Genomic DNA, 19,747 nt, shown 5'->3' on the forward strand with positions numbered 1-19,747 from the left:
GAACGATCCCGCGGCGTGTCGCGTCCGTCAGCGACGCGCCTCGCGGACGCCGCGGCCGTGGCGCCGCGCGACGGGCACGTCCTTCGCGTCGCAGATCGCCTGCCAGACCTGGCGCGGCGGGACGCCGTCGGCGAGGGCGACCGCACCCGTGCGGCCGCCGAGGCTCGAGAGCGTCGTGTCCTCCATCAGCACCGCCCCGAGCGAGCCGAACTCCTCCTCGAGCGCGAGCTGCAGCTCGCTCGCCCGCATCCGCCGGCTCTCAGCGCACCGCGGAGTCGAACTCCGCGACGAGGTCGTCGGGCAGCGTGTCGGGCACGGTCGCGCCGATGCGGTCGAGCTCGTGGTAGCCGAGGCCCTCGAGCACCGCGAGGCGGTCGCCCACCTCGTGCAGCACGCTCGAGAGCGGCACGTCGAGCGCTTCCGCGACCGACGCGAGGATCTCGCTCGAGGCCTCCTTCTGGCCCCGCTCGACCTCGCTGAGGTATCCGAGGGCGACCGAGGCGCGGGAGGCGACCTGGCGCAGGGTGCGGCCCTGGCGCAGGCGCACATCGCGCAGCACGTCGCCGATCTCCTGTCGAACCAGCACCATGGTCTCCCCCTTCACCGTGGATGCATCATGCTAGCCGCAGCTTGCCTGCGTGCCGCTCGATGCCTACGACCTGTGACAACGCAACGCTCCCACCGCGCATTCCGAGGGAGCACTCCTCAGCCCTTGGATTCGCTGTGCATCACGAGGTCGGTGCGCTCGAGCGCGGCGTCGAGCTCCCGGAGCGCCGCGAGCAGCGCCGCCTCGCGCACCTGCTCGCGATCGCCCGGCTCGAAGTGGGAGGAGGCGTGCGAGTGGAGCCCGTCGACCGTCTCGACCTCGATGCCGATGTGGAACTCGCCCGGCGCGTGGTCGTCCTGCGCGCCAGGACCCGCGACGCCCGTCGTGCCGAGGCCGATCGTGCAGGCGCTCCGGTCGAGCGCGGCGAGGCGGCGCACGCCGCGCGCCATCCAGACGGCGACGTCGGGGTCGACCGGTCCTCGCTCCTCGAGCAGGTCGGTCGGCACGCGCAGCACCTGCTCCTTCATCTCGGTCGCGTACGCGACGACGCCGAGGCGCAGCACGACGGACGCCCCCGGCGTGCGCACGAGCGTCTCGGCGACGAGCCCGCCCGTGAGCGACTCCGCGACCGCGATCGAGATCCCGCGCGCCGCGGCTCGCGCGACGATCCTGCCCGACAGCTCCATCGCATCCATCAGCTGCTCCTCCACGCGTGCCAGACGAACTCGAGTCCCGAGTAGATCGTGAGCGCGACCGCGATCGTCATCGTGACGACGCACGCCCACACGCCCCACTCGCCCACCCACGCCTGCAGCGGCAGGAGCGCGAGCGGCAGCGCGATCCCCTGCGCCATGGTCTTCGCCTTGCCCGCCCAGTCGGCGGCGATCACGGTGCGGCTCGAGACGACGAGTCGGTAGAGCGTGATGCCCCACTCGCGCACGAGCACGACGATCGTGATCCACCACGGCAGCTCGCCGAGCACCGAGAGCACGACGAACGCGCTCGAGGTGATCGCCTTGTCGGCGATCGGGTCGATGAGCTTGCCGAAGTCGGTCACGAGCCCGCGACCGCGAGCGATGCGACCGTCGACGAAGTCGGTCGCGATGAGCACCGCGAACAGCACCGCCGCGAGCGTGCGCACGAGGCCCGGCGCGGGGTTCGAGAGCGCGACGACGACGAAGACCGGGGTGAGCAGGATGCGCACGACCGAGATGAGGTTCGGCACGCTCGCGACGCTCGCGGGCTCATCGCCCCTGCGCCACACGCGCCCGCGCCACGGGCTCAGGATCGGCATGCTGGGAGGCTACCCGGCCCACCTGGGGCGTGCCCTGGCACGCGGCTCAGTCGCGACCGGTGAGCGACCACGCGTCGTCGTCGCCGCCCTCGGCCTCGACGACCTCGAGCCCGTCGCGGTTCGCCTCGTCGAAGGGGTCGCTGTAGCGGTCGTCGGTCTCGACCCACGCGCCCTCGTCGTCGTCGTCGGATGCGTCGGGCGACTCGAGCGCGCTCGGCGCGGGCCGCTCCGCGGCTGCGGGCGAGGCGGCCGCGGACGACGCGGCCGCGGCGGGCGCCGGCCCCTCGCCGCGCAGCGACGCGAGCACGGCCGCGAGCCCCTCCGGCGGCACGAGCACGTCGCGCGCCTTCGAGCCCTCCGAGGGTCCGACGATCTCGCGCGACTCCATGAGGTCCATGAGCCGGCCGGCCTTCGCGAAGCCGACGCGGAGCTTCCGCTGCAGCATCGAGGTCGAGCCGAACTGGGTCGAGATGACGAGCTCGGCTGCCGCGCACAGGTCTTCGAGATCGTCGCCGATGTCGGCGTCGATCTCGCGCTTCTGCGCTGTCTCCTCGACGTCGTCGCGGTACTCGGGGCGCGCCTGGCCCGTGACGTGCTGCACGACGCGCTGGATCTCGGCCTCGTCGACCCACGCGCCCTGCACGCGCATCGCCTTGTTGGCGCCCATCGGCAGGAAGAGCCCGTCGCCCTGGCCGATCAGCTTGTCGGCGCCGGGCTGGTCGAGGATGACGCGCGAGTCGGTGACGCTCGAGACGGCGAACGCGAAGCGACTCGGCACGTTGGCCTTGATGAGGCCCGTGACGACGTCGACCGAGGGCCGCTGGGTCGCGAGCACGAGGTGGATGCCCGCGGCGCGCGCGAGCTGCGTGATGCGCACGATCGAGTCCTCGACGTCGCGCGGCGCGACCATCATGAGGTCGGCGAGCTCGTCGACGACGACGAGCAGGTACGGGTAGGGCTTGAGCGTGCGCTGGCTCCCGGCGGGGAGCACGATCTCGTCGGCGCGCACCGCCTTGTTGAAGTCGTCGATGTGCTTGTAGCCGAAGGACGCGAGGTCGTCGTACCGCATGTCCATCTCCTTCACGACCCACTGCAGCGCCTCGGCGGCCTTCTTCGGGTTCGTGATGATGGGGGTGATGAGGTGCGGCACGCCCTGGTAGGCGGTCAGCTCGACGCGCTTCGGGTCGACGAGCACCATGCGCACCTCGGCGGGCGTCGCGCGCATGAGCAGGCTCGTGATCATCGAGTTGACGAACGATGACTTCCCCGAGCCGGTCGAGCCCGCCACGAGCAGGTGCGGCATCTTCGCGAGATTCGCGACGACGTAGCCGCCCTCGACGTCCTTGCCGATGCCGATCGTCATCGGGTGCTTCGAGTCGGCGGCGGCGCGCGAGCGCAGCACGTCGCCGAGCTTGACCGTCTCGCGGTCTGGGTTCGGGATCTCGATGCCGATCGCCGACTTGCCCGGGATGGGCGAGAGGATGCGCACCTCGTTCGAGGCGACGGCGTACGAGAGGTTCTTCGACAGCGCCGTCACGCGCTCGACCTTGACGCCCGGCGCGACCTCGATCTCGTAGCGCGTGACCGTCGGCCCGCGCGAGAAGCCCGTGACTCGCGCGTCGACGTTGAACGAGCCGAGCACCTGGGTGATCGCCGCGACGATCTCGTCGTTGGCCGCCGAGCGCGCCTTGGGCGGGTCGCCCTGCGCGAGCGAGGCGATCGACGGGAGCCGGTAGGGGCGCTGCGCGACGGCGGGCGCCGCCGCGACCGGCTCGGCCGGCGCGTCGAGCGCGACCTCGCCCGTGTGCTTCCGCATCGCCGCCTCGGCCTGCTCGAGCGACTCGAGCACCGCGGTCGCGTACTCCTCGTGCTCGTCGTCGGCGACCTCCGGCAGCGGCTCGGGGGTGGTCGCGGGCACCGCGACCGCCCCGGCGTCGACGCGCGTCGTCGGCTGCTCGCGGTCGATCATCACGGGCGTGTCGTAGGCGGGATCGACCTCGCGGCCGGTCGCGTTGCGTCGCCAGAACGGCAGCGAGCCCGTGCCCGACTCGATCGAGTCGCCCTCGATCGGCTCCTCCTCGGCCGCCTCGGCGGCCTCGGCCTTCGCGAGCTCCTTCGCCTCGCGCCGAGCGCGACGGGCCTCCTCGCGCTCTTCCGGCGTGCCGGTCTCGATGCCGAAGAGGTAGCCGTAGAGGTCGGCGAGCCGCTCGGGGATGCGGGTCGGGGGCGTGCGGGTGATGACGAGCACCGCGAGCGCGGCGACGAGCCCGCAGACGATGCCGGCGCCGATCGGCGTGAGCAGCGCCGCGAGCGGTGCGGCGGCGACCCAGCCGAGGATGCCGCCCGCGTCGGCGAGCGCGGGCATGCCGAGCGACGCATCCGGCATGCCGAGCACGACGTGGCACAGGCCCGCGACGGAGATGAGCAGCAGCGCGATGCCGACGCCGACGCGGCCGTTGTCGCTCACCGAGGCCGGGTGGCGGAACATCCACAGCGCGAGCAGCACGAAGACGACCGGCAGCGCGATCGCGACCTGGCCGAAGAGCCCGCCCCACGTGTAGGCGGAGATCGCCTGCGCGACCGCGTTGGCCGGCAGGATCCACTCGACGACCGCGCCGAGCACCGCGAGGATCGTGAGCAGGAAGGGCACGCCGTCGCGGCGCTCCTCCTTCGCGAGCGACTCGCGCCCGAACACGCGCGCCGCGCCGCCCGTCGCGTGGGCGAGGCCCATCCAGGCGCGCTGCGCGAGGCCGGGGCCGTCGTCCTCGAACACGGGCTGCGCCTTCGTCGACCGGGCCGCCCGCTGCACCTTCGTGGTCGCGGAGGTCGACGTGCCGGTCGAGCGCCCGCGCGGGGAGGGCTTGGTCGACTTGGTGCTCGTGGCCATGGCCGACACCCTAGATGCCGGCGCCCACGAGCGGCCGGAGGCGCTCCGCTCAGAAGCGGATGGCCTCGATCACCTTCGAGCGGACGGCGATCGTCGCGGGCACGCTGCCCGCGAGCGCGCCGACGGCCGCGGCGACCACGAGCCCCGTGACGGCGGCCGACATCGGGAAGCCCGGCAGCACCATGCCGCCGACGCCCTGCGTGAGCGCGTCCTGCACGATCGCCGCGCCGACGGTGAGCTTGAGCACCGGCAGCACCCACGTGCGCCAGGCGCCCGGCCCGCGCGCCGCGCTCGGCCTTCCGCAAGCGCGTGCGCTCGAGCTGCTCGAGCCTCGCCTGCCGCTTCGCGGCCGCGCGCGCCTCCCGCTGCGAGGGCTGCCGGTGCGCCGGCGCCTCCGCGTGCAGCGGCGGCGGGACCGCGGGTGCCTCGATCGGGGCGGGGGCGCTCTGGCCCTGCTCGGGCACGGCGGCGTCCTCTCGGGCGGGGCGGCGCGCATCCGTTGCGTGCCCTCGCTCGTCACGCTAGGGCACGCGAGCGCGCTCGCCCCTCCCCCTCGAGGATGATCTCGACGCGTCGGCTACGCCTCGATGACGACCGGCACGATCATCGGGCGGCGGCGGATGCGCGTGCCCACCCAGCGGCCGACGGTGCGGCGCACGACCTGCTGGAACTGATGCTGGTCGCGCACGCCCTGCTCGGCGGCCTCGGCGAGCGCCTTCACGATCTTCGGGCGGATGTCGTCGAAGACCTTGTCGTCCTCGGCGAAGCCGCGCGCGTGGATCTCGGGGCCGACGATGACCTTGCCGGTCTGCGGCTCGAGCGCGACGAAGATCGAGATGAAGCCCTCCTCGGCGAGGATGCGGCGGTCCTTGAGGTCGGCCTCGTCGATGCGGCCGACGGACGAGCCGTCGACGTAGACGAAGCCGATCGGGAGCTGCCCGGCGACGCGCACCTCGTGGTCCTTCAGGTCCCACACCGTGCCGTTCTCACCGACGAATGCTCGCTCGCGCGGCACGCCCGTGTCGATCGCGAGCGACGCCGCGGCGTGCAGGTGGCGGTACTCGCCGTGCACGGGGATGACGTTGCGGGGGCCGAGGATGTTGTAGCAGTAGAGCAGCTCGCCCGCCGAGGCGTGGCCCGAGACGTGCACCTTCGCCGAGCCCTTGTGCACGACCTTCGCGCCGAGCTGCATGAGCCCGTTGATGATGCGGAAGACGGCGTTCTCGTTGCCCGGGATGAGGCTCGAGGCGAGGATGATCGTGTCGCCCTCACCGACCTCGATGCGGTGCTCGCCGTTGACGATGCGGCTCAGCACCGCCATCGGCTCGCCCTGCGAGCCCGTCGACATGAAGACGACCCGCTCGCGAGGCATGTTCTCGGCCTCCTTCTGGCTCACCACGACGCCCTCGGGCACCTTGAGGTAGCCGAGGTCGGCGGCGATGCCCATGTTGCGCACCATCGAGCGGCCGACGAACGCGACCTTGCGGCCGTTCTCGTGCGCCGCGTCGAGCACCTGCTGCACGCGGTGCACGTGGCTCGAGAAGGACGCGACGACGACGAGCCCGGAGGTCTTCGCGATCACCTGCGAGATGACGGGGCCGATCTCGCGCTCGGGCGCCGTGAACCCCGGGACGTCGGCGTTCGTCGAGTCGACCAGGAACGCATCCACGCCCTCCTCGCCGAGCCGCGCGAACGCGCGCAGGTCGGTGATGCGGTCGTCGAGCGGCAGCTGGTCCATCTTGAAGTCGCCCGTGTGGAGCACGAGGCCCGCGCTCGTGCGGATGGCGACGGCGAGGGCGTCGGGGATCGAGTGGTTGACGGCGACGAACTCGGTCTCGAACGGGCCGAGCTGCTCGATGTCGCCCTCCCTCACCGTGTGGGTGTAGGGCTTGATGCGGTGCTCCTTGAGCTTCGCCTCGACGAGCGCGAGGGTGAGCTGCGAGCCGAGCAGGGGGATGTCGGCCTTGAGGCGCAAGAGGTAGGGCACGGCGCCGATGTGGTCCTCGTGGCCGTGCGTGAGCACGACGGCGACGACGTCGTCGAGGCGGTCGCGGATGGGACCGAAGTCGGGCAGCACGAGGTCGACGCCCGGCTGGTGCTCCTCGGGGAAGAGCACGCCGCAGTCGACGATGAGCAGCTTGCCGTCCTGCTCGTACACCGTCATGTTGCGGCCGACCTCGCCGAGGCCGCCGAGCGGGAAGAAGCGGAGGGTGCCCGCCGCGAGCGCGGGGGGTTGGGTGATGGCCGTCAAGGGGCCTCCTTCGTATGCGGCTCGCACGGGGCGAGCGGATGTGGGGTGCGCGCTCCTCGCGCGCGGGAAGGCTGTGGGGTGGATGCGGTCACGTGCTCTCGCGCTCAGCGCGTCGTGCCGTGCACCTTCGGCAGGGCGCCGCCAGCGGCGGCGTTGCGGTCGGGGCGGAAGCGGCTCAGGTCGAGGCCGTCGACGCCGGTGACGAGCGCGAGCTCATCCTCGATGAGGGCCGCCTCGGCGTCCTCGGGGCCGACGAGCGGCAAGCGCACGCGCGGGCTGCCGATGCGGCCGAGCCCGTGCAGGATGTACTTCGTCGAGACGGTGCCGGGCACGTGCGTCATCGTCGCGCGCACGAGCGGCTCGAGCGCCTGGTGCTGCGCCTGCGCGGTGTGCAGGTCGCCCGCGTTCACGGCGTCGACGATCGTGCGGTACGGCTTGGGCGCGATGTTCGCGGTGACGCCGATGAGGCCGGATGCGCCGATCGCGAGGTGCGGGAGCACGTTCGCGTCGTCGCCGGAGAAGTAGAGCAGGTCGGTCTGGTTGAGCACGCGGCTCACCTCGGCGAAGTCGCCCTTGGCGTCCTTCACGGCGAGGATGTTCGGGTGCTTCGCGGCGCGCAGGAGCGTCTCGTAGCGGATCGGGATGCCCGAGCGGCCGGGGATGTCGTAGAGGATGACGGGCAGGTCGGTCGCGTCGGCGATGAGCCGGAAGTGCGTGAGCACGCCGGCCTGGGTGGGCTTGTTGTAGTAGGGCGTGACGATCATGACGCCGTCGGCGCCCGCTCGCTCCGCCTGCCGGTAGAGGTCGATCGCGTGCGCGGTCTCGTTCGAGCCGCCGCCCTGGATGACCTTCGCGCGGTCGCCCGCGACGGCCTTGGCGACCTCGACGAGCCGGATCTTCTCCGGGTCGGTGAGCGTCGACGTCTCGCCGGTCGTGCCGGACACGACGATGCCGTCGGCGCCGTGCGTCACGACGTCGTCGATGAGGCGCTCGACGTCGTCCCAGTCGACCTCGCCGTCGGCGGAGAACGGCGTCACGAGCGCGACGAGCACCTGGCCGAAGGGATTGGGATTCACTCGACCAGGCTACCGTGCCGGTCGCGCGGCCTGATCGGCGACCGCTCGAGGCTCCGGTACGCGAATCGCAGCCCGCTGCGGCTCTCGTGCCACCCCTCGGCCGGATCGCGCGCGACCTCGTGCCACGACGCATCCGGGGTCGGAGCCGTCGTGTCGCCCGTCGCGTCGAGCTCGATGTCGGTGATCTCGAGCCGGTCGGCGCGCGCCATCGCCTCGCGGTAGACGCGGCCGCCGCCGACGATCCACACCTCGTCGTCGAGCGCGAGCGCCGCGGCGAGCGCTTCGTCGAGGCTCGAGACGACCCGCGCGCCGGGCGCGTCGAAGTCGGCGCTCGAGGTGATGACGATGTTGTCGCGCCCCGGCAGCGGCCGGTAGCGCGCGGGGAACGACTCCCACGTGCGCCGGCCCATCACGACCGGGTGGCCCATGGTGATCGCCTTGAAGCGCGCCATGTCCTCGGGGAGCGACCACGGCATGTCGCCCGCGTCGCCGATCACGCCGCCGCGCGCCTGCGCCCAGATCATGCCGATCATCAGACCGCGACCGGCGCCTTGATGCCCGGGTGGTGCTGGTAGTCGACGACCTCGAAGTCGTCGAGCTCGTAGTCGAGGATGCTGTCGGGCTGACGGCGGATGCGCAGGGTCGGGAGCGGGTACGGCTCGCGCGAGAGCTGCCGCTCCACCTGCTCGACGTGGTTGTCGTAGACGTGGCAGTCGCCGCCCGTCCAGACGAGGTCGCCGACCTCGAGGCCGGTCTGCTGCGCGACCATGTGCGTCAGCAGCGCATAGCTCGCGATGTTGAAGGGCACCCCGAGGAACATGTCGGCCGAGCGCTGGTAGAGCTGGCACGAGAGCCGGCCGTCGGTCACGTCGAACTGGAAGAACGCGTGGCACGGCGCAAGGGCCATCTCGGGGATGTCGGCGGGGTTCCACGCCGAGACGATGTGCCGCCGCGAGTCGGGGTTCGAGCGGATCGACTCGACGACCTGCGCGACCTGGTCGATCGTGCCGCCGTCGCGGTCGGGCCACGAGCGCCACTGCACCCCGTAGACCGGGCCGAGCTCTCCATCCGCATCCGCCCACTCGTCCCAGATCGTGACGCCCCGCTCCTGCAGCCAGCGCACGTTCGACTCGCCGCGCAGGAACCACAGCAGCTCGAGCGCGATCGACTTGAAGTGCACGCGCTTCGTGGTGATGAGGGGGAAGCCCTCAGAGAGGTCGAAGCGCAGCTGCCGACCGAACACCGAGCGGGTGCCGGTGCCGGTGCGGTCGCCCTTGTGCTTGCCGTTCGCCATCACGTCGGCGAGCAGGGCCTCGTAGGGGTGTGCGGTCACGGTGCCTTGGGTCACGGTGCCTTGGGTCACAGTGCCTTCCGTCATGGTGCCTCCTGGGGTGCGGTCTTCCGGAGCGAGAGCGCCTTGCGCGCCGCCATGCGCGCGCGCCGGCGGTCGCGCGCGGCGTCATAGGCCATCGAGAGCCGCAGCCACGACTGCCACGACTCGGGATGCGCCTCGACGTCGGCCTTCGCGACCGGGAACGCGCCCTCGGCCGCCTCGCGGTCGGCGCGGCCCGATGGCGTGCGCGGCAGCGGCTGCGGCATGCCGCCCGCGGCCTCGAGCTCGCGCACAGCGCGGTCGAGCTGCACGCCGAAGACGACCTCGCGCGCGAGCGCCCACGCGCCGATGAGGAAGAAGACGATGAGCGCGGCGCCGACGGCGATCGCGAGCGGCTGCCCCGTCGCGACGAACTGCACGGCGCGGCTGCCGGCGAGCACGACGTAGAGCGCGAGCACGGCCGCCATCGCGAGCGCGAAGCCGCGGCGCAGGCTCGTGCGCGCTGCCGGGCGGTCGGTCACGAGAGCCCCAGCAGGTCGCCGATGCCGACCGTCACGCCGGGCTGCGCCTCGGCGCGGAGGGCCAGCAGGATGCCGGCGGCGTACGAGTCGCTCGAGGTCGTGTCGTGGCGGATGGTGAGCGTCTCGCCCGTGCCGCCGAAGACGACCTCCTGGCGCGCGACGACGCCGGGCAAGCGCAGCGCGTGCACCGGCACGCCCGCGATCACGGTGCCCCGGCCCGGCTCGTCAGGGGTCGCGGGCACGAAGCCGCGCACGGCGCCGATCGCCTCGGCGGTGCGCGTCGCCGTGCCGCTCGGGGCGTCGCGCTTGCGGTCGTGGTGCGCCTCGACGACCTCGACGGCCGTGAAGTGACGCGCGGCGATCGTCGCGAGGTGCGTCTCGAGCACGCTCCCGAGCGAGAAGTTCGGGACGATGCGGATGCGCTCGGCACCTCGGGCACGGAGCGCCTCGATGCGCTCCTCGGTCCAGCCGCTCGTCGCGACGACGACGGGCACGCCCGCGTCGAGCGCCGCGTCGACGAGCTGCTGGCTCGCGCCGAGCACCGTCGCGTCGAAGACGACGTCGATGCCGTCGAGGTCGAGCCCCTCGCGCACGTCGAGCTCGACCGGCTCGAGGTCGCCGGCGTCGCGCACGAGCCGCAGCGCGAGCGATCCGAGCCTGCCGGTCGCGCCCGCGATCCCGATGCGCCTCGTCGATGCCATGCCCTCCAGCCTACGGCGCGGGCCGGGCGCGCAGCGCCCGTACAGTGGGCTGGTGCACGCCGACATCCGCCTCGAGGACCCCGCGTCCGAGCTCGCCCAGTCGCTCCTGCGGGCCTACTTCGCCGATCGCGCGATCACGTTCGTCGGCGGTGCCTACACGCCGAAGCCCGCCGATCCCGCGACGCTCCGCGCGCCCGAGGGCGCGTTCCTCGTCGCGTGGGACGGCGGCGAGGCGATCGGATGCGGTGCCCTGCGCCGGCTGAGCCCGTCGCGCTTCGAGATCAAGCACCTCTACGTCGCCCCCGCCGGCCGCGGTCGCGGCACCGGCGCCGCGCTGCTCGCGGCGCTCGAGGCGCGCGCGGTCGAGCTCGGCGCGACCGAGGTCGTGCTCGACACGAACGCGGCGCTCGAGCCGGCGAACCGCCTCTACGTCACGCGCGGCTACGAGTCGATCCCCGCCTACAACGACAACCCGAACGCGACGACCTGGTTCCGCAAGGCGGTCGGCTCCCCCTCCGCGGGCTGAGCCGCCTCACCGCTGGCTGAGCAGCCAGCCGGTGTCAGAAGGGCTGCGGGAGCGGGAGGCCCGTGCGGTCCTCCGGCGGCAGGTGGCCGAGGTCGTTGTGCACGAGCAGCTGCGGCGGCTTGCCCGTGCGGCGACGGATGATCGTGAGCCCGCAGTTCGCCTGGTTGAGCGCCATCCACTGCCAGTTCGGCGACTGCATGACCTCGCGCACGAACCAGCCGATCACGAAGTTGTGGGTGACGAGCAGCTCGTTGACGTCGCCGCGCGACGGTCGCAGCCAGTGCGCCACCGCATCCTGCATCTGCGCCGAGCCCGCCTCGACCTCCGCGGGCCGGACGGCCTTCAGGAAGCCGTGGAAGCCGACGGGCGTGTCCTCCTCGAGCCCCGAGGGGATGCAGTCGAGCAGCAGCGCCGACTTCTGGAACTCCACCGCCGGCAGTCGCTCCTGCATGATCGCGGCCGTCTCGGTCGCGCGCTGCAGCGGCGAGGTCCACGCCTGGTCGAACGCGACCCCGGAGAGCCGCTGCGCGATCGCGTGCGCCTGCCGCACCCCTCGACCCGAGAGCCGACCGTCCTCGACGCCGTGCTCGGCGTCGAGCTGCTCTCCGTGCCGGACGAGGTAGAGCAGGTGCGCCATGGGATCCTTCCGCGGGCGCAGCGTCGCGCCCAGGTCGTCCGTGGGCGCGCGGGAGCGCCCTTCGTGATCAGCGGGCGGTGGTGGCCGCCCCTTCCACCGTAGTGCCATCGGGGGACACGACGAGCCCGTCGAGGCCGTCCGGCGCCTGGCCGACCGCCGAGATCGACCGCGGTCCGGCGGCGAGCTCGGCGACGAGCGCCCGCACGTCCGCGTCGCTCACGCGCTCGATGCGCTCGAGCGTCGCGTCGATGTCGAGGAACTCGCCGAGCGTGAGCTCCGCGCGGCCGAGCCGCGACATCCGCGTGTCGGTGTCCTCGAGCGCGAGCGCCGAGCCGCCTGCGAGCTGTCCCTTCGCGCGGCGCAGCTCCTCGTCGCTCGCGCCGTCGGCGAGCCGCTCGAGCTCGCCGATCATGAGCGACGCGACCTCGAGCGTCTTGCGCGGCGCGCACGCCGCCGCGAGGCCGACGAGGCCCGCGTCGGCGTAGCCGGACGCGAACGAGTAGACGGAGTACGCGAGGCCGCGCTTCTCGCGGATCTCCTGGAACAGCCGCGATGACATGCCGGCCCCGAGCACCGCGTTGAGCACTGCCATCGTGCTGCGGCGAGGGTCGGTTGCGGTGAGTCCGGGCATGCCGATCATGAGGTTGACCTGCTCGAGCGGCCGGGCGACGACCGTGAGCCCGCCGGCGCCGGGGACGGCGAGCTCGCGACCGCGGCGCTCGCGCGGCGCGGCCGCGTCGAGCGACCAGCCGTAGCGGACGAGCGCCTCCTGCAGCTGCAGGACCGCCGTGTCGTGGTCGACGGCGCCCGCGATCGTGACGACGAGGTCGCGCGGCGCGTAGTGCTCGGCGTAGTGCTCGGCGACCCGGTCGCGCGAGACGGCGCGGATCGAGTCGGGCGTGCCGCCGATGGGGCGGCCGAGCGGCGTCTCGGCACCGTGGACGAGCTCGCTCAGCCGCTCCCCAGCGACGTCCGCGGGATCGTCGTCGGCCATCGCGAGCTCCTCGAGGATGACCTCGCGCTCGTGCTCGAACTCGTCGGGGTCGAGCAGCGACGACGTCAGCATGTCGGCGAGCACGTCGATCGCCATCGGCAGGTCGACGTCGCGCACCTTCGCGTAGTAGCAGGTGTGCTCCTTCGCGGTGAGCGCGTTGTGCTCGCCGCCCACCTCGTCGAACGCGACCGCGATGTCGAAGGCGGAGCGGGAGCGGGTGCCCTTGAAGAGCAAGTGCTCGAGGAAGTGGGTCGAGCCTCGCGCGTCGCCCGTCTCGTCTCGCGAGCCGACCGGCACCCAGAAGCCGACCGTCGCGCTCAGCGCGCCCGGCATCTGCTCGGTGAGCACGCGCACGCCGCTCGGCAGCACGCTGCGGCGCACGACCGCGCCGCCTGCCGCCGCCACGGCGATCTCGGGGACGTCGAGCGGGAGGGGGACAGCAGGCATCCGGCCAGTCTACGGCCGCGGCATGCGAGAAGCCCCCGCCCCGTCAGGGGCGAGGGCTGCTCGGGTGGGTGACTACTCGGCCGAGACCGAGGACACCGACGAGACGGACGAGTCGGCATCGTCGCTCTTCGCCGCGACCGGGGCCACGGGCTCCGAGTCGTCGACGATCTCGAGCGAGAGCTTGCCGCGGTCGTCGATCTTGGTGATCTCCACCTGGATCTTCTGACCGATCGAGACCACGTCGTCGACGTTCTCGATGCGCTTGCCGCCGTTGAGCGCGCGCATCGCGGTCACGTGCAGCAGGCCGTCGCGGCCCGGCAGCAGCGAGACGAAGGCGCCGAACGACGCGGTCTTGACGACCGTGCCGAGGTAGCGCTCGCCGAGCTCGGGGTTGAGCGGGTTGGCGATCGCGTTGACCGCGGCGCGCGCGGCCTCCGCCGAGGGACCGTCGACGGCGCCGATGTAGACGACGCCCGTGTCCTCGATCGAGATCTGGGCGCCCGTGTCGTCCTGGATCTGGTTGATCGTCTTGCCCTTGGGGCCGATGAGCTCGCCGATCTTGTCGACCGGGATCTGCACGCTGATGACGCGGGGCGCGGTGGGCGCCATCTCGTCGGGAGCGTCGATGGCGGCGTTCAGGACCTCGAGGATCTTCGTGCGCGCCTCCTTCGCCTGCGTGAGCGCGCCGGCCAGCACCGAGGCGGGGATGCCCGAGAGCTTCGTGTCGAGCTGGATGGCCGTGATGAAGTCGGGCGTGCCTGCGACCTTGAAGTCCATGTCGCCGAGCGCGTCCTCGGCGCCGAGGATGTCGGTGAGCGCCGCGTAGCGGGTCTCGCCGTCGACCTCGTCGGTCACGAGGCCCATCGCGATGCCCGCGACGGGCGCCTTGAGCGGCACGCCGGCGTTGAGCAGCGCGAGCGTCGAGGCGCACACCGAGCCCATCGACGTCGAGCCGTTCGAGCCGAGCGCCTCCGAGACCTGGCGGATCGCGTAGGGGAACTCCTCGCGGCTCGGCAGCACGGGCACGATCGCCCGCTCGGCGAGCGCGCCGTGGCCGATCTCGCGGCGCTTCGGGCTGCCGACGCGGCCCGTCTCGCCCGTCGAGTACGGCGGGAAGTTGTAGTTGTGCATGTAGCGCTTGCTCGTCACGGGGCTCAGCGAGTCGATCTGCTGCTCGAGCTTGAGCATGTTGAGCGTCGTGATGCCCATGATCTGCGTCTCGCCGCGCTGGAAGATCGCGGAGCCGTGCACGCGCGGCACGACCGCGACCTCGGCGTCGAGCGGGCGGATGTCGGCGGGGCCGCGACCGTCGATGCGGATGCCGTCGGTGAGGATGCGTCCGCGGACGACCTCCTTCGTGACCGCCTTGTAGGCGCCCGAGACCTGCGTCGCAATGACGGCCTCGAGCTCGCCGCGCTCGATGCGCTCGTTGATCTGCTGCTTGACCTGCTCCTTGAGCTGGTCGTCGGCCGACTGGCGCTCGAGCTTGTCGGCGATGCGGTAGACCTCGCCGAGGCGCTCTGCCGCGAGCTCGTGGACGGCCGCGAAGGCCTCGTCCGAGTACGGCGGGAACAGCGGGTACTGCTGCGTCTCCTTCGCGGCGGTCTTGGCGACCTGCTCCTGCGCGGCGACGAGCTGCTTGATGAACGGCTTCGAGGCCTCGAGGCCCTCGGCGACGACCTCCTCGGTCGGCTTCTGCGCGCCGCCCTCGATGAGGTTCCAGGCGTTGTCGGTCGCCTCTGCCTCCACCATCATGATCGCGACGTCCTCGCTGCCGTCGGCAGCGGTGACGACGCGGCCCGCGACGACCATGTTGAACACGGCCTGCTCGAGCTGCGAGTGCTTCGGGAACGCGACCCACTGGCCGTCGATGAGCGCGACGCGCACGCCGCCGATCGGGCCGTCGAAGGGCAGGCCCGAGAGCTGCGTCGACATGGACGCGGCGTTGATGGCGAGCACGTCGTAGAGCTCGTCGGGCTCGATCGCGAGCACCGTGATGACGACCTGGACCTCGTTGCGGATGCCCTCGACGAACGAGGGGCGCAGCGGCCGGTCGATGAGGCGGCACGTGAGGATCGCGTCGGTCGACGGACGGCCCTCGCGGCGGAAGAACGAGCCGGGGATGCGGCCGGCGGCGTACATGCGCTCCTCGACGTCCACCGTGAGGGGGAAGAAGTCGAACGAGTCCTTGGGGTGCTTCGAGACGCTCGTGGCGCTCAGCAGCATCGTCTCCTCGTCGATGTACGCGACGGCCGAGCCCTGCGCCTGCCGCGCGAGGCGGCCGGTCTCGAAGCGGACGGTGCGGGTGCCGAAGCGGCCGTTGTCGATGACGGCCTCGGCGAATGTGATCTCAGGACCTTCCATGAAGGGCCTCTCCTCTCCTGTGCCCTGCGGGGGCACGACATGTCAGTCGTGCGCCAACGCCTGCGCGGAGTGGTCATCAGTGGAGAGCGTCGAAGGATGCTTCGCCGCCCTCCACCAACGACCAGCTCAGAGCGGGTGCGAATGGGCGCACGACGACCGCGACTCGCGGTCTCGGCAAGGCTACCGCACGGATCCCCGAAACGGCAGGAACGCGCTGCGCATGACGAAGGCCGCCCCGATCGGGACGGCCTTCGCGTGAAGCGCTCGAAGCGGACTAGCGGCGGAGCCCCAGTCGCTCGATCAGCGAGCGGTAGCGCTCGATGTCGACGTCCTGGAGGTAGCCGAGCAGGCGACGGCGCTGACCCACGAGCAGCAGCAGGCCACGACGCGAGTGGTGGTCGTGCTTGTGCGTCTTCAGGTGCTCGGTGAGGTCCTTGATGCGGCGCGACAGCATCGCGACCTGCACCTCGGGGCTCCCGGTGTCACCCTCGTGGGTGGCGAACTCCTCGATGATGGACTTCTTGATCTCTGCATTCAGGCCCATGCGGAACCCCTCTCTCGTCGCAGCGCGGTGCCCATGCCCGATGCATGAGCGCTCTGGATCCGCGGCCGGTCAACGGCAACCTCACGATGCTACCAGGTCAGGGGCGGGGTGGTCGAGGCGGCATGGCGCCGTACCGCTGCACCGGCCCTTGCCCGACGGGCATCCGCTCGCCCGCGGTGAGCGGCACCGGCTGGCCGATCGCGGCGCTCGCCATCGTGCGGCGATGGTGCATGAGGTCGGCGAGCAGCGTCGCCTCGTCGGCGACGAGGCGCGAGCGGGCACGCTCGCGGCCGAGCAGCGCGTGCTGCCGGTGGTTGGCGAGCCGCGTCGCCGTCTGGATGTAGTCGCGCATCGCCCTGCGGAGGCCGCGCGAGCGCGCCCACTCCATGAGCGCCGCTCGGCCCTCGCTCGAGGCGAGCCGGTCGACCTCCTCGCTCGAGAACCAGCCGGCGCGCCCGTAGTCGTCGAGCCGCAGCCGCGTGAGCTTGATCTCCTGCCGCAGCAGCAGCCACACCGCGACCGCCGCGAGCACGCACAGCGGCACCTGCACGACGAGGTAGTAGACGAAGAAGCCGACCGTGTCGCCCGGCACCCACCAGCTCGCGGAGTTCCAGAGCGCGTGGAGCGCCGCCGAGACGAACCAGCCGGCCGGGCCGGCGACGAGGATCCACCAGCGCGAGCGCAGCCGCGCGGCGAAGCCGAGCGCGAGCCCGATGCCGACCGCGGTGAAGATCGCGTGCGTGAGCGGGCTCATGATGCCGCGCAGGAAGAAGATGAACGAGCCGTCGCCGCTCTCGGCGAGCGAGGTGCCGAAGTAGAGGATGTTCTCGGTGAAGGCGAAGCCCGCCGCCGACAGCGCCGCGATCACGACGCCATCGACGGGGCCGTCGAAGCTGCGCCGGAAGAACAGGAACATGATCGCGACCGGCACGCCCTTCCACAGCTCCTCCGTCACCGGCGCCTGGATGACGGTCGCGTAGAGCTCATACTGCTCGGGCGTCCGCAGGAAGGGCGCGACGAGCGGCTCGAGCACGAAGCCGTTGAGCGCGAGGGTCAGCAGCACGGCCGCGATGGCGCCCCACAGCGCCGCGAACCACAGCGCGACGCGCGGCTCCGGCTCCCAGCGGTCGATCGCGAGCACCGCCCACAGCACGAAGCCGAGCGGCACGAGCGCCATGACGCCGGAGAGCGCGACGAGCAGCGGGCTGCCGATCGCGCCGCCGAGGAACCAGATGACGACGAAGGAGGCGAGCGCGAGCACGCCGATGCCGACGAGGCCGAGCACGAGCCCGGCGCTCGGGCCCTCCTGGCGTCGCAGGGGCGAGAGCGACGAGGTGGCGTTCACCCCGCGACCGTACCGAGCGGCGACCTGCGGATCAGCGCTGCTCGTCGGGCACGATCACCGGGATCGCCGCGGTCGCCGGGTGCAGGCCCGACAGTCGCGCCGGCTCGAGCAGCTTCTCGACCCGCTCGCGCTCCATGAGGCCCGCCTCGACGACGAGGTCGGCGATCGACTTGCTGCCCGTGAGCGCCTCCTTCGCGAGCTGCGCGGAGGCCGCGTAGCCGAGGTAGGGCGTGAGCGCGGTCACGACGCCGACGGAGCTGCCGACCATGAGGTCGAGCCGCTCGTGGTTCGCCTCGATGCCGTCGACGCAGTTGACGCGCAGCGTGAGGCACGCCTGCGTCATCCAGTGCAGGCTCTGCAGGATCGAGTGCGCGATGACGGGCTCGAACGCGTTGAGCTGCAGCTGGCCGCCCTCGGATGCCGCGGTCACCGTCGCGTCGGAGCCGATGACGGCGAACGCGACCTGGTTGACGACCTCGGGGATGACCGGGTTGACCTTGCCGGGCATGATCGACGACCCGGCCTGCTTCGCGGGCAGGAAGATCTCGCCGAAGCCGGCCTGCGGGCCCGACGAGAGCAGCCGCAGGTCGTTGCAGATCTTCGAGAGCTTCACGGCGGCGCGCTTGAGCGTGCCGGAGACGAGCATGAACACGCCCGTGTCGCTCGTCGCCTCGATGAGGTCGGCGGCGGGCACGATCGGCAGGCCCGTGAGCTCGGCGAGGTGGCGCGAGGCGGCCTCGGCGTAGCGCGGGTCGGCGGTGATGCCGGTGCCGATCGCGGTCGCGCCGAGGTTGACCTCGCCGAGCCACTTGATGGTCTCCTCGAGCCGGTCGTAGTCCTCGCGCAGCGTCACCGCGAAGCCGCGGAACTCCTGCCCGAGCGTCATCGGCACGGCGTCCTGCAGCTGCGTGCGGCCGACCTTGAGCACGTCCCGGAACTCGACCGCCTTGCGGTCGAACGCATCCGCGAGCCTCGCGAGCTCGTCGAGCAGGCGCCGGAGCGTGAACGCCATCGCGACCTTGATCGACGTCGGGTAGGTGTCGTTCGTCGACTGCGAGCGGTTGACGTCGTCGATCGGGTGGAAGTGCTCGTACTGCCCCTTCTGGTGGCCGAGCTCGACGAGGCACGCGTTCGCGATGACCTCGTTCGTGTTCATGTTCGTCGAGGTGCCCGCGCCGCCCTGGATGACGCCGACCTTGAACTGGTCGTGCAGCTCTCCGCCGCGGATGCGGATGCAGACGCGGTCGATGAGGTCGGCCTTGTCGGGGTCGAGCACGCCGATCTCGCGGTTGGCGCGCGCGCACGCCTGCTTGACGACCGCGAGGGCGTTCACGAGGTCGGAGTAGACCGAGATCGAGCGGCCCGTGATGGGGAAGTTGATGAGGGCGCGCTCGGTGTGGATGCCCCAGTAGGCGTCGGCGGGCACCGGCAGCTCGCCGAGCGAGTCGCGCTCGAGGCGAGTGGGGCCGGCGTAGTGGCGCTCGCCCTGCGGGGCGGGGTCGAGCTTGTACTGGGGCGTGTCGGTCACGGTGGCTCCTTTGCCGTGGCGGCGCGCCGATCGGGCGCGGTGGCGTGCGTGGGGGCGGGGTTCTCCCGCTCCCCCGAGCCTAGCCCGCGACCATGGGCGGCGCGGGTATCGTGCTGGGGTGCATCGCCTGACCCTCCCCCTCGCCGCCCTCGCCGCGCTCGCGCTCGTCGGCTGCTCGTCGCCCATCCCGGAGTCGAGCGTCGAGCCGACCATGCCGACGGCGTTCGGTCCGCTACCAGGTGCGGATGAGCCAGCGGCGAGCGAGTCGCCGGTGACGGCCGAGGGCGACCCGAACGCGCCCGAGGGCTACCCGATCGCGCCGCCGACCGAGTTCCCCGAGTGCGCCGAGATCGAGGGCGCGGTCGCCGAGCTCACGAGCGGCCTCTCGTTCGACCAGGCGGCGAGCGACGCGCAGGACCAGGAGGACATCGCGGTCGAGCGGCAGTGCGCGTGGACCGCTGGCGACGACACGCTGCGGCTCACGCTCAGCGGCATCACCTTCGCGCCCGACGAGCTCATCGCGCTCTCGAGCTCGCGCCTCATCGTGCCCGACGCGGGCGCGAACGAGCGCGGCCTGTTCGTGATGGGCGTCGGCGAGCCGCCCGTGCTGAGCGAGCGGTTCGCGGGCACCGTCAACCTCTTCGACCAGTTCGAGACCGTCTCGGTCGGCTGGGACGGCGGCGAGGCCGCGTTCACGGGCCAGCAGGCCGTCGACGCCGCCGTCGCGGTGCACGAGGTCATCCGCGACTAGC

At 72.1% G+C, this 19,747-nt stretch carries 20 protein-coding genes; 2 read left to right on the forward strand and 18 right to left on the reverse strand.

Annotated features, from left to right (window positions below; all coding sequences use genetic code 11):
* Nucleotides 1-27 precede the first annotated feature (27 nt).
* From ACP7BI_RS04955 to dapB, 12 genes are all read right to left on the reverse strand, one after another.
* On the reverse strand, nt 28-249 hold the full coding sequence (locus ACP7BI_RS04955; RefSeq protein ID WP_211449704.1) for a DUF3046 domain-containing protein: 222 nt from the start codon (nt 247-249) through the stop codon (nt 28-30).
* A 10-nt stretch (nt 250-259) separates the two neighbouring features.
* On the reverse strand, nt 260-589 hold the full coding sequence (locus ACP7BI_RS04960; protein ID WP_211449705.1) for a helix-turn-helix domain-containing protein: 330 nt from the start codon (nt 587-589) through the stop codon (nt 260-262).
* A gap of 116 nt (nt 590-705) precedes the next feature.
* Entirely contained in the window at nt 706-1,242 is a 537-nt protein-coding gene (locus ACP7BI_RS04965) for a CinA family protein (RefSeq protein ID WP_425844125.1), read from the reverse strand.
* Nucleotides 1,242-1,841: a CDP-diacylglycerol--glycerol-3-phosphate 3-phosphatidyltransferase gene (gene pgsA / locus ACP7BI_RS04970; RefSeq protein ID WP_425844126.1), complete on the reverse strand. Its 600-nt coding sequence runs from the start codon at nt 1,839-1,841 to the stop codon at nt 1,242-1,244. The genes ACP7BI_RS04965 and pgsA overlap by 1 nt, the downstream gene beginning before the upstream one ends.
* A gap of 46 nt (nt 1,842-1,887) precedes the next feature.
* Complete coding sequence (locus ACP7BI_RS04975; protein ID WP_425844128.1) at nt 1,888-4,728, reverse strand: DNA translocase FtsK 4TM domain-containing protein; 2,841 nt, start codon at nt 4,726-4,728, stop codon at nt 1,888-1,890.
* Between the two features lie 49 nt (nt 4,729-4,777).
* Nucleotides 4,778-4,975 (reverse strand): hypothetical protein, encoded by a 198-nt coding sequence (locus tag ACP7BI_RS04980; protein ID WP_425844130.1) that lies wholly within the window; start codon nt 4,973-4,975, stop codon nt 4,778-4,780.
* 330 nt (nt 4,976-5,305) lie between these two features.
* Nucleotides 5,306-6,979, reverse strand: a complete 1,674-nt coding sequence (locus ACP7BI_RS04985; RefSeq protein ID WP_425844131.1) for a ribonuclease J — start codon at nt 6,977-6,979, stop codon at nt 5,306-5,308.
* Between the two features lie 104 nt (nt 6,980-7,083).
* Entirely contained in the window at nt 7,084-8,055 is a 972-nt protein-coding gene (gene dapA / locus ACP7BI_RS04990) for a 4-hydroxy-tetrahydrodipicolinate synthase (RefSeq protein ID WP_211449723.1), read from the reverse strand.
* The gene (locus ACP7BI_RS04995; protein WP_425844133.1) at nt 8,052-8,579 is read right to left on the reverse strand and encodes a dihydrofolate reductase; all 528 of its coding nucleotides are present in this window, start codon (nt 8,577-8,579) and stop codon (nt 8,052-8,054) included. Before ACP7BI_RS04995 ends, dapA begins: the two co-directional genes overlap by 4 nt.
* 8 nt (nt 8,580-8,587) lie before the next feature.
* Nucleotides 8,588-9,433 carry a thymidylate synthase gene (locus ACP7BI_RS05000; protein ID WP_425844135.1) on the reverse strand — a complete coding sequence of 282 codons (846 nt, stop codon included), beginning with the start codon at nt 9,431-9,433 and terminating at the stop codon, nt 8,588-8,590.
* On the reverse strand, nt 9,430-9,909 hold the full coding sequence (locus ACP7BI_RS05005; protein ID WP_425844137.1) for a hypothetical protein: 480 nt from the start codon (nt 9,907-9,909) through the stop codon (nt 9,430-9,432). The genes ACP7BI_RS05000 and ACP7BI_RS05005 overlap by 4 nt, the downstream gene beginning before the upstream one ends.
* Nucleotides 9,906-10,610, reverse strand: coding sequence for a 4-hydroxy-tetrahydrodipicolinate reductase (gene dapB / locus ACP7BI_RS05010; RefSeq protein WP_425844139.1), 705 nt, complete (start codon nt 10,608-10,610; stop codon nt 9,906-9,908). The genes ACP7BI_RS05005 and dapB overlap by 4 nt, the downstream gene beginning before the upstream one ends.
* A gap of 52 nt (nt 10,611-10,662) precedes the next feature.
* Between dapB and ACP7BI_RS05015 the strand changes: the two genes are divergently transcribed.
* On the forward strand, nt 10,663-11,136 hold the full coding sequence (locus ACP7BI_RS05015) for a GNAT family N-acetyltransferase (protein WP_425844140.1): 474 nt from the start codon (nt 10,663-10,665) through the stop codon (nt 11,134-11,136).
* Between the two features lie 34 nt (nt 11,137-11,170).
* Here ACP7BI_RS05015 and ACP7BI_RS05020 read toward each other — a convergent pair whose 3' ends face one another.
* The 6 genes from ACP7BI_RS05020 to ACP7BI_RS05045 all read right to left on the reverse strand — a co-directional run bounded on the left by ACP7BI_RS05020 (nt 11,171) and on the right by ACP7BI_RS05045 (nt 18,995).
* Nucleotides 11,171-11,773, reverse strand: a complete 603-nt coding sequence (locus ACP7BI_RS05020; RefSeq protein WP_425844142.1) for a histidine phosphatase family protein — start codon at nt 11,771-11,773, stop codon at nt 11,171-11,173.
* Between the two features lie 67 nt (nt 11,774-11,840).
* Nucleotides 11,841-13,214, reverse strand: coding sequence for a M16 family metallopeptidase (locus ACP7BI_RS05025; protein ID WP_425844143.1), 1,374 nt, complete (start codon nt 13,212-13,214; stop codon nt 11,841-11,843).
* Nucleotides 13,215-13,286: 72 nt separating this feature from the next.
* Nucleotides 13,287-15,578, reverse strand: a complete 2,292-nt coding sequence (locus tag ACP7BI_RS05030; protein WP_425844145.1) for a polyribonucleotide nucleotidyltransferase — start codon at nt 15,576-15,578, stop codon at nt 13,287-13,289.
* A gap of 274 nt (nt 15,579-15,852) precedes the next feature.
* Complete coding sequence (gene rpsO, locus ACP7BI_RS05035) at nt 15,853-16,122, reverse strand: 30S ribosomal protein S15 (protein WP_021011779.1); 270 nt, start codon at nt 16,120-16,122, stop codon at nt 15,853-15,855.
* A gap of 97 nt (nt 16,123-16,219) precedes the next feature.
* Complete coding sequence (locus tag ACP7BI_RS05040) at nt 16,220-17,467, reverse strand: PrsW family intramembrane metalloprotease (protein ID WP_425844146.1); 1,248 nt, start codon at nt 17,465-17,467, stop codon at nt 16,220-16,222.
* 31 nt (nt 17,468-17,498) lie between these two features.
* Nucleotides 17,499-18,995, reverse strand: a complete 1,497-nt coding sequence (locus ACP7BI_RS05045; RefSeq protein WP_211449740.1) for an aspartate ammonia-lyase — start codon at nt 18,993-18,995, stop codon at nt 17,499-17,501.
* A 118-nt stretch (nt 18,996-19,113) separates the two neighbouring features.
* Between ACP7BI_RS05045 and ACP7BI_RS05050 the strand changes: the two genes are divergently transcribed.
* Nucleotides 19,114-19,746: a hypothetical protein gene (locus ACP7BI_RS05050; RefSeq protein ID WP_425844147.1), complete on the forward strand. Its 633-nt coding sequence runs from the start codon at nt 19,114-19,116 to the stop codon at nt 19,744-19,746.
* Nucleotide 19,747 lies beyond the last annotated feature (1 nt).

The organism is Agrococcus sp. TSP3-2-1 (assembly GCF_049897585.1).
In the GTDB taxonomy this organism is placed as follows: domain Bacteria; phylum Actinomycetota; class Actinomycetes; order Actinomycetales; family Microbacteriaceae; genus Agrococcus.

What these genes read in the sequence shown, in the direction of transcription:
- ACP7BI_RS04955 (WP_211449704.1), bottom strand. Translation starts at nt 249, where the DNA reads ATGCGGGCGAGCGAGCTGCAGCTCGCGCTCGAGGAGGAGTTCGGCTCG.
- ACP7BI_RS04960 (WP_211449705.1), bottom strand. Translation starts at nt 589, where the DNA reads ATGGTGCTGGTTCGACAGGAGATCGGCGACGTGCTGCGCGATGTGCGC.
- ACP7BI_RS04965 (WP_425844125.1), bottom strand. Translation starts at nt 1,242, where the DNA reads ATGGATGCGATGGAGCTGTCGGGCAGGATCGTCGCGCGAGCCGCGGCG.
- pgsA (WP_425844126.1), bottom strand. Translation starts at nt 1,841, where the DNA reads ATGCCGATCCTGAGCCCGTGGCGCGGGCGCGTGTGGCGCAGGGGCGAT.
- ACP7BI_RS04975 (WP_425844128.1), bottom strand. Translation starts at nt 4,728, where the DNA reads ATGGCCACGAGCACCAAGTCGACCAAGCCCTCCCCGCGCGGGCGCTCG.
- ACP7BI_RS04995 (WP_425844133.1), bottom strand. Translation starts at nt 8,579, where the DNA reads ATGATCTGGGCGCAGGCGCGCGGCGGCGTGATCGGCGACGCGGGCGAC.
- ACP7BI_RS05000 (WP_425844135.1), bottom strand. Translation starts at nt 9,433, where the DNA reads ATGACGGAAGGCACTGTGACCCAAGGCACCGTGACCCAAGGCACCGTG.
- dapB (WP_425844139.1), bottom strand. Translation starts at nt 10,610, where the DNA reads ATGGCATCGACGAGGCGCATCGGGATCGCGGGCGCGACCGGCAGGCTC.
- ACP7BI_RS05020 (WP_425844142.1), bottom strand. Translation starts at nt 11,773, where the DNA reads ATGGCGCACCTGCTCTACCTCGTCCGGCACGGAGAGCAGCTCGACGCC.
- ACP7BI_RS05025 (WP_425844143.1), bottom strand. Translation starts at nt 13,214, where the DNA reads ATGCCTGCTGTCCCCCTCCCGCTCGACGTCCCCGAGATCGCCGTGGCG.
- ACP7BI_RS05030 (WP_425844145.1), bottom strand. Translation starts at nt 15,578, where the DNA reads ATGGAAGGTCCTGAGATCACATTCGCCGAGGCCGTCATCGACAACGGC.
- rpsO (WP_021011779.1), bottom strand. Translation starts at nt 16,122, where the DNA reads ATGGGCCTGAATGCAGAGATCAAGAAGTCCATCATCGAGGAGTTCGCC.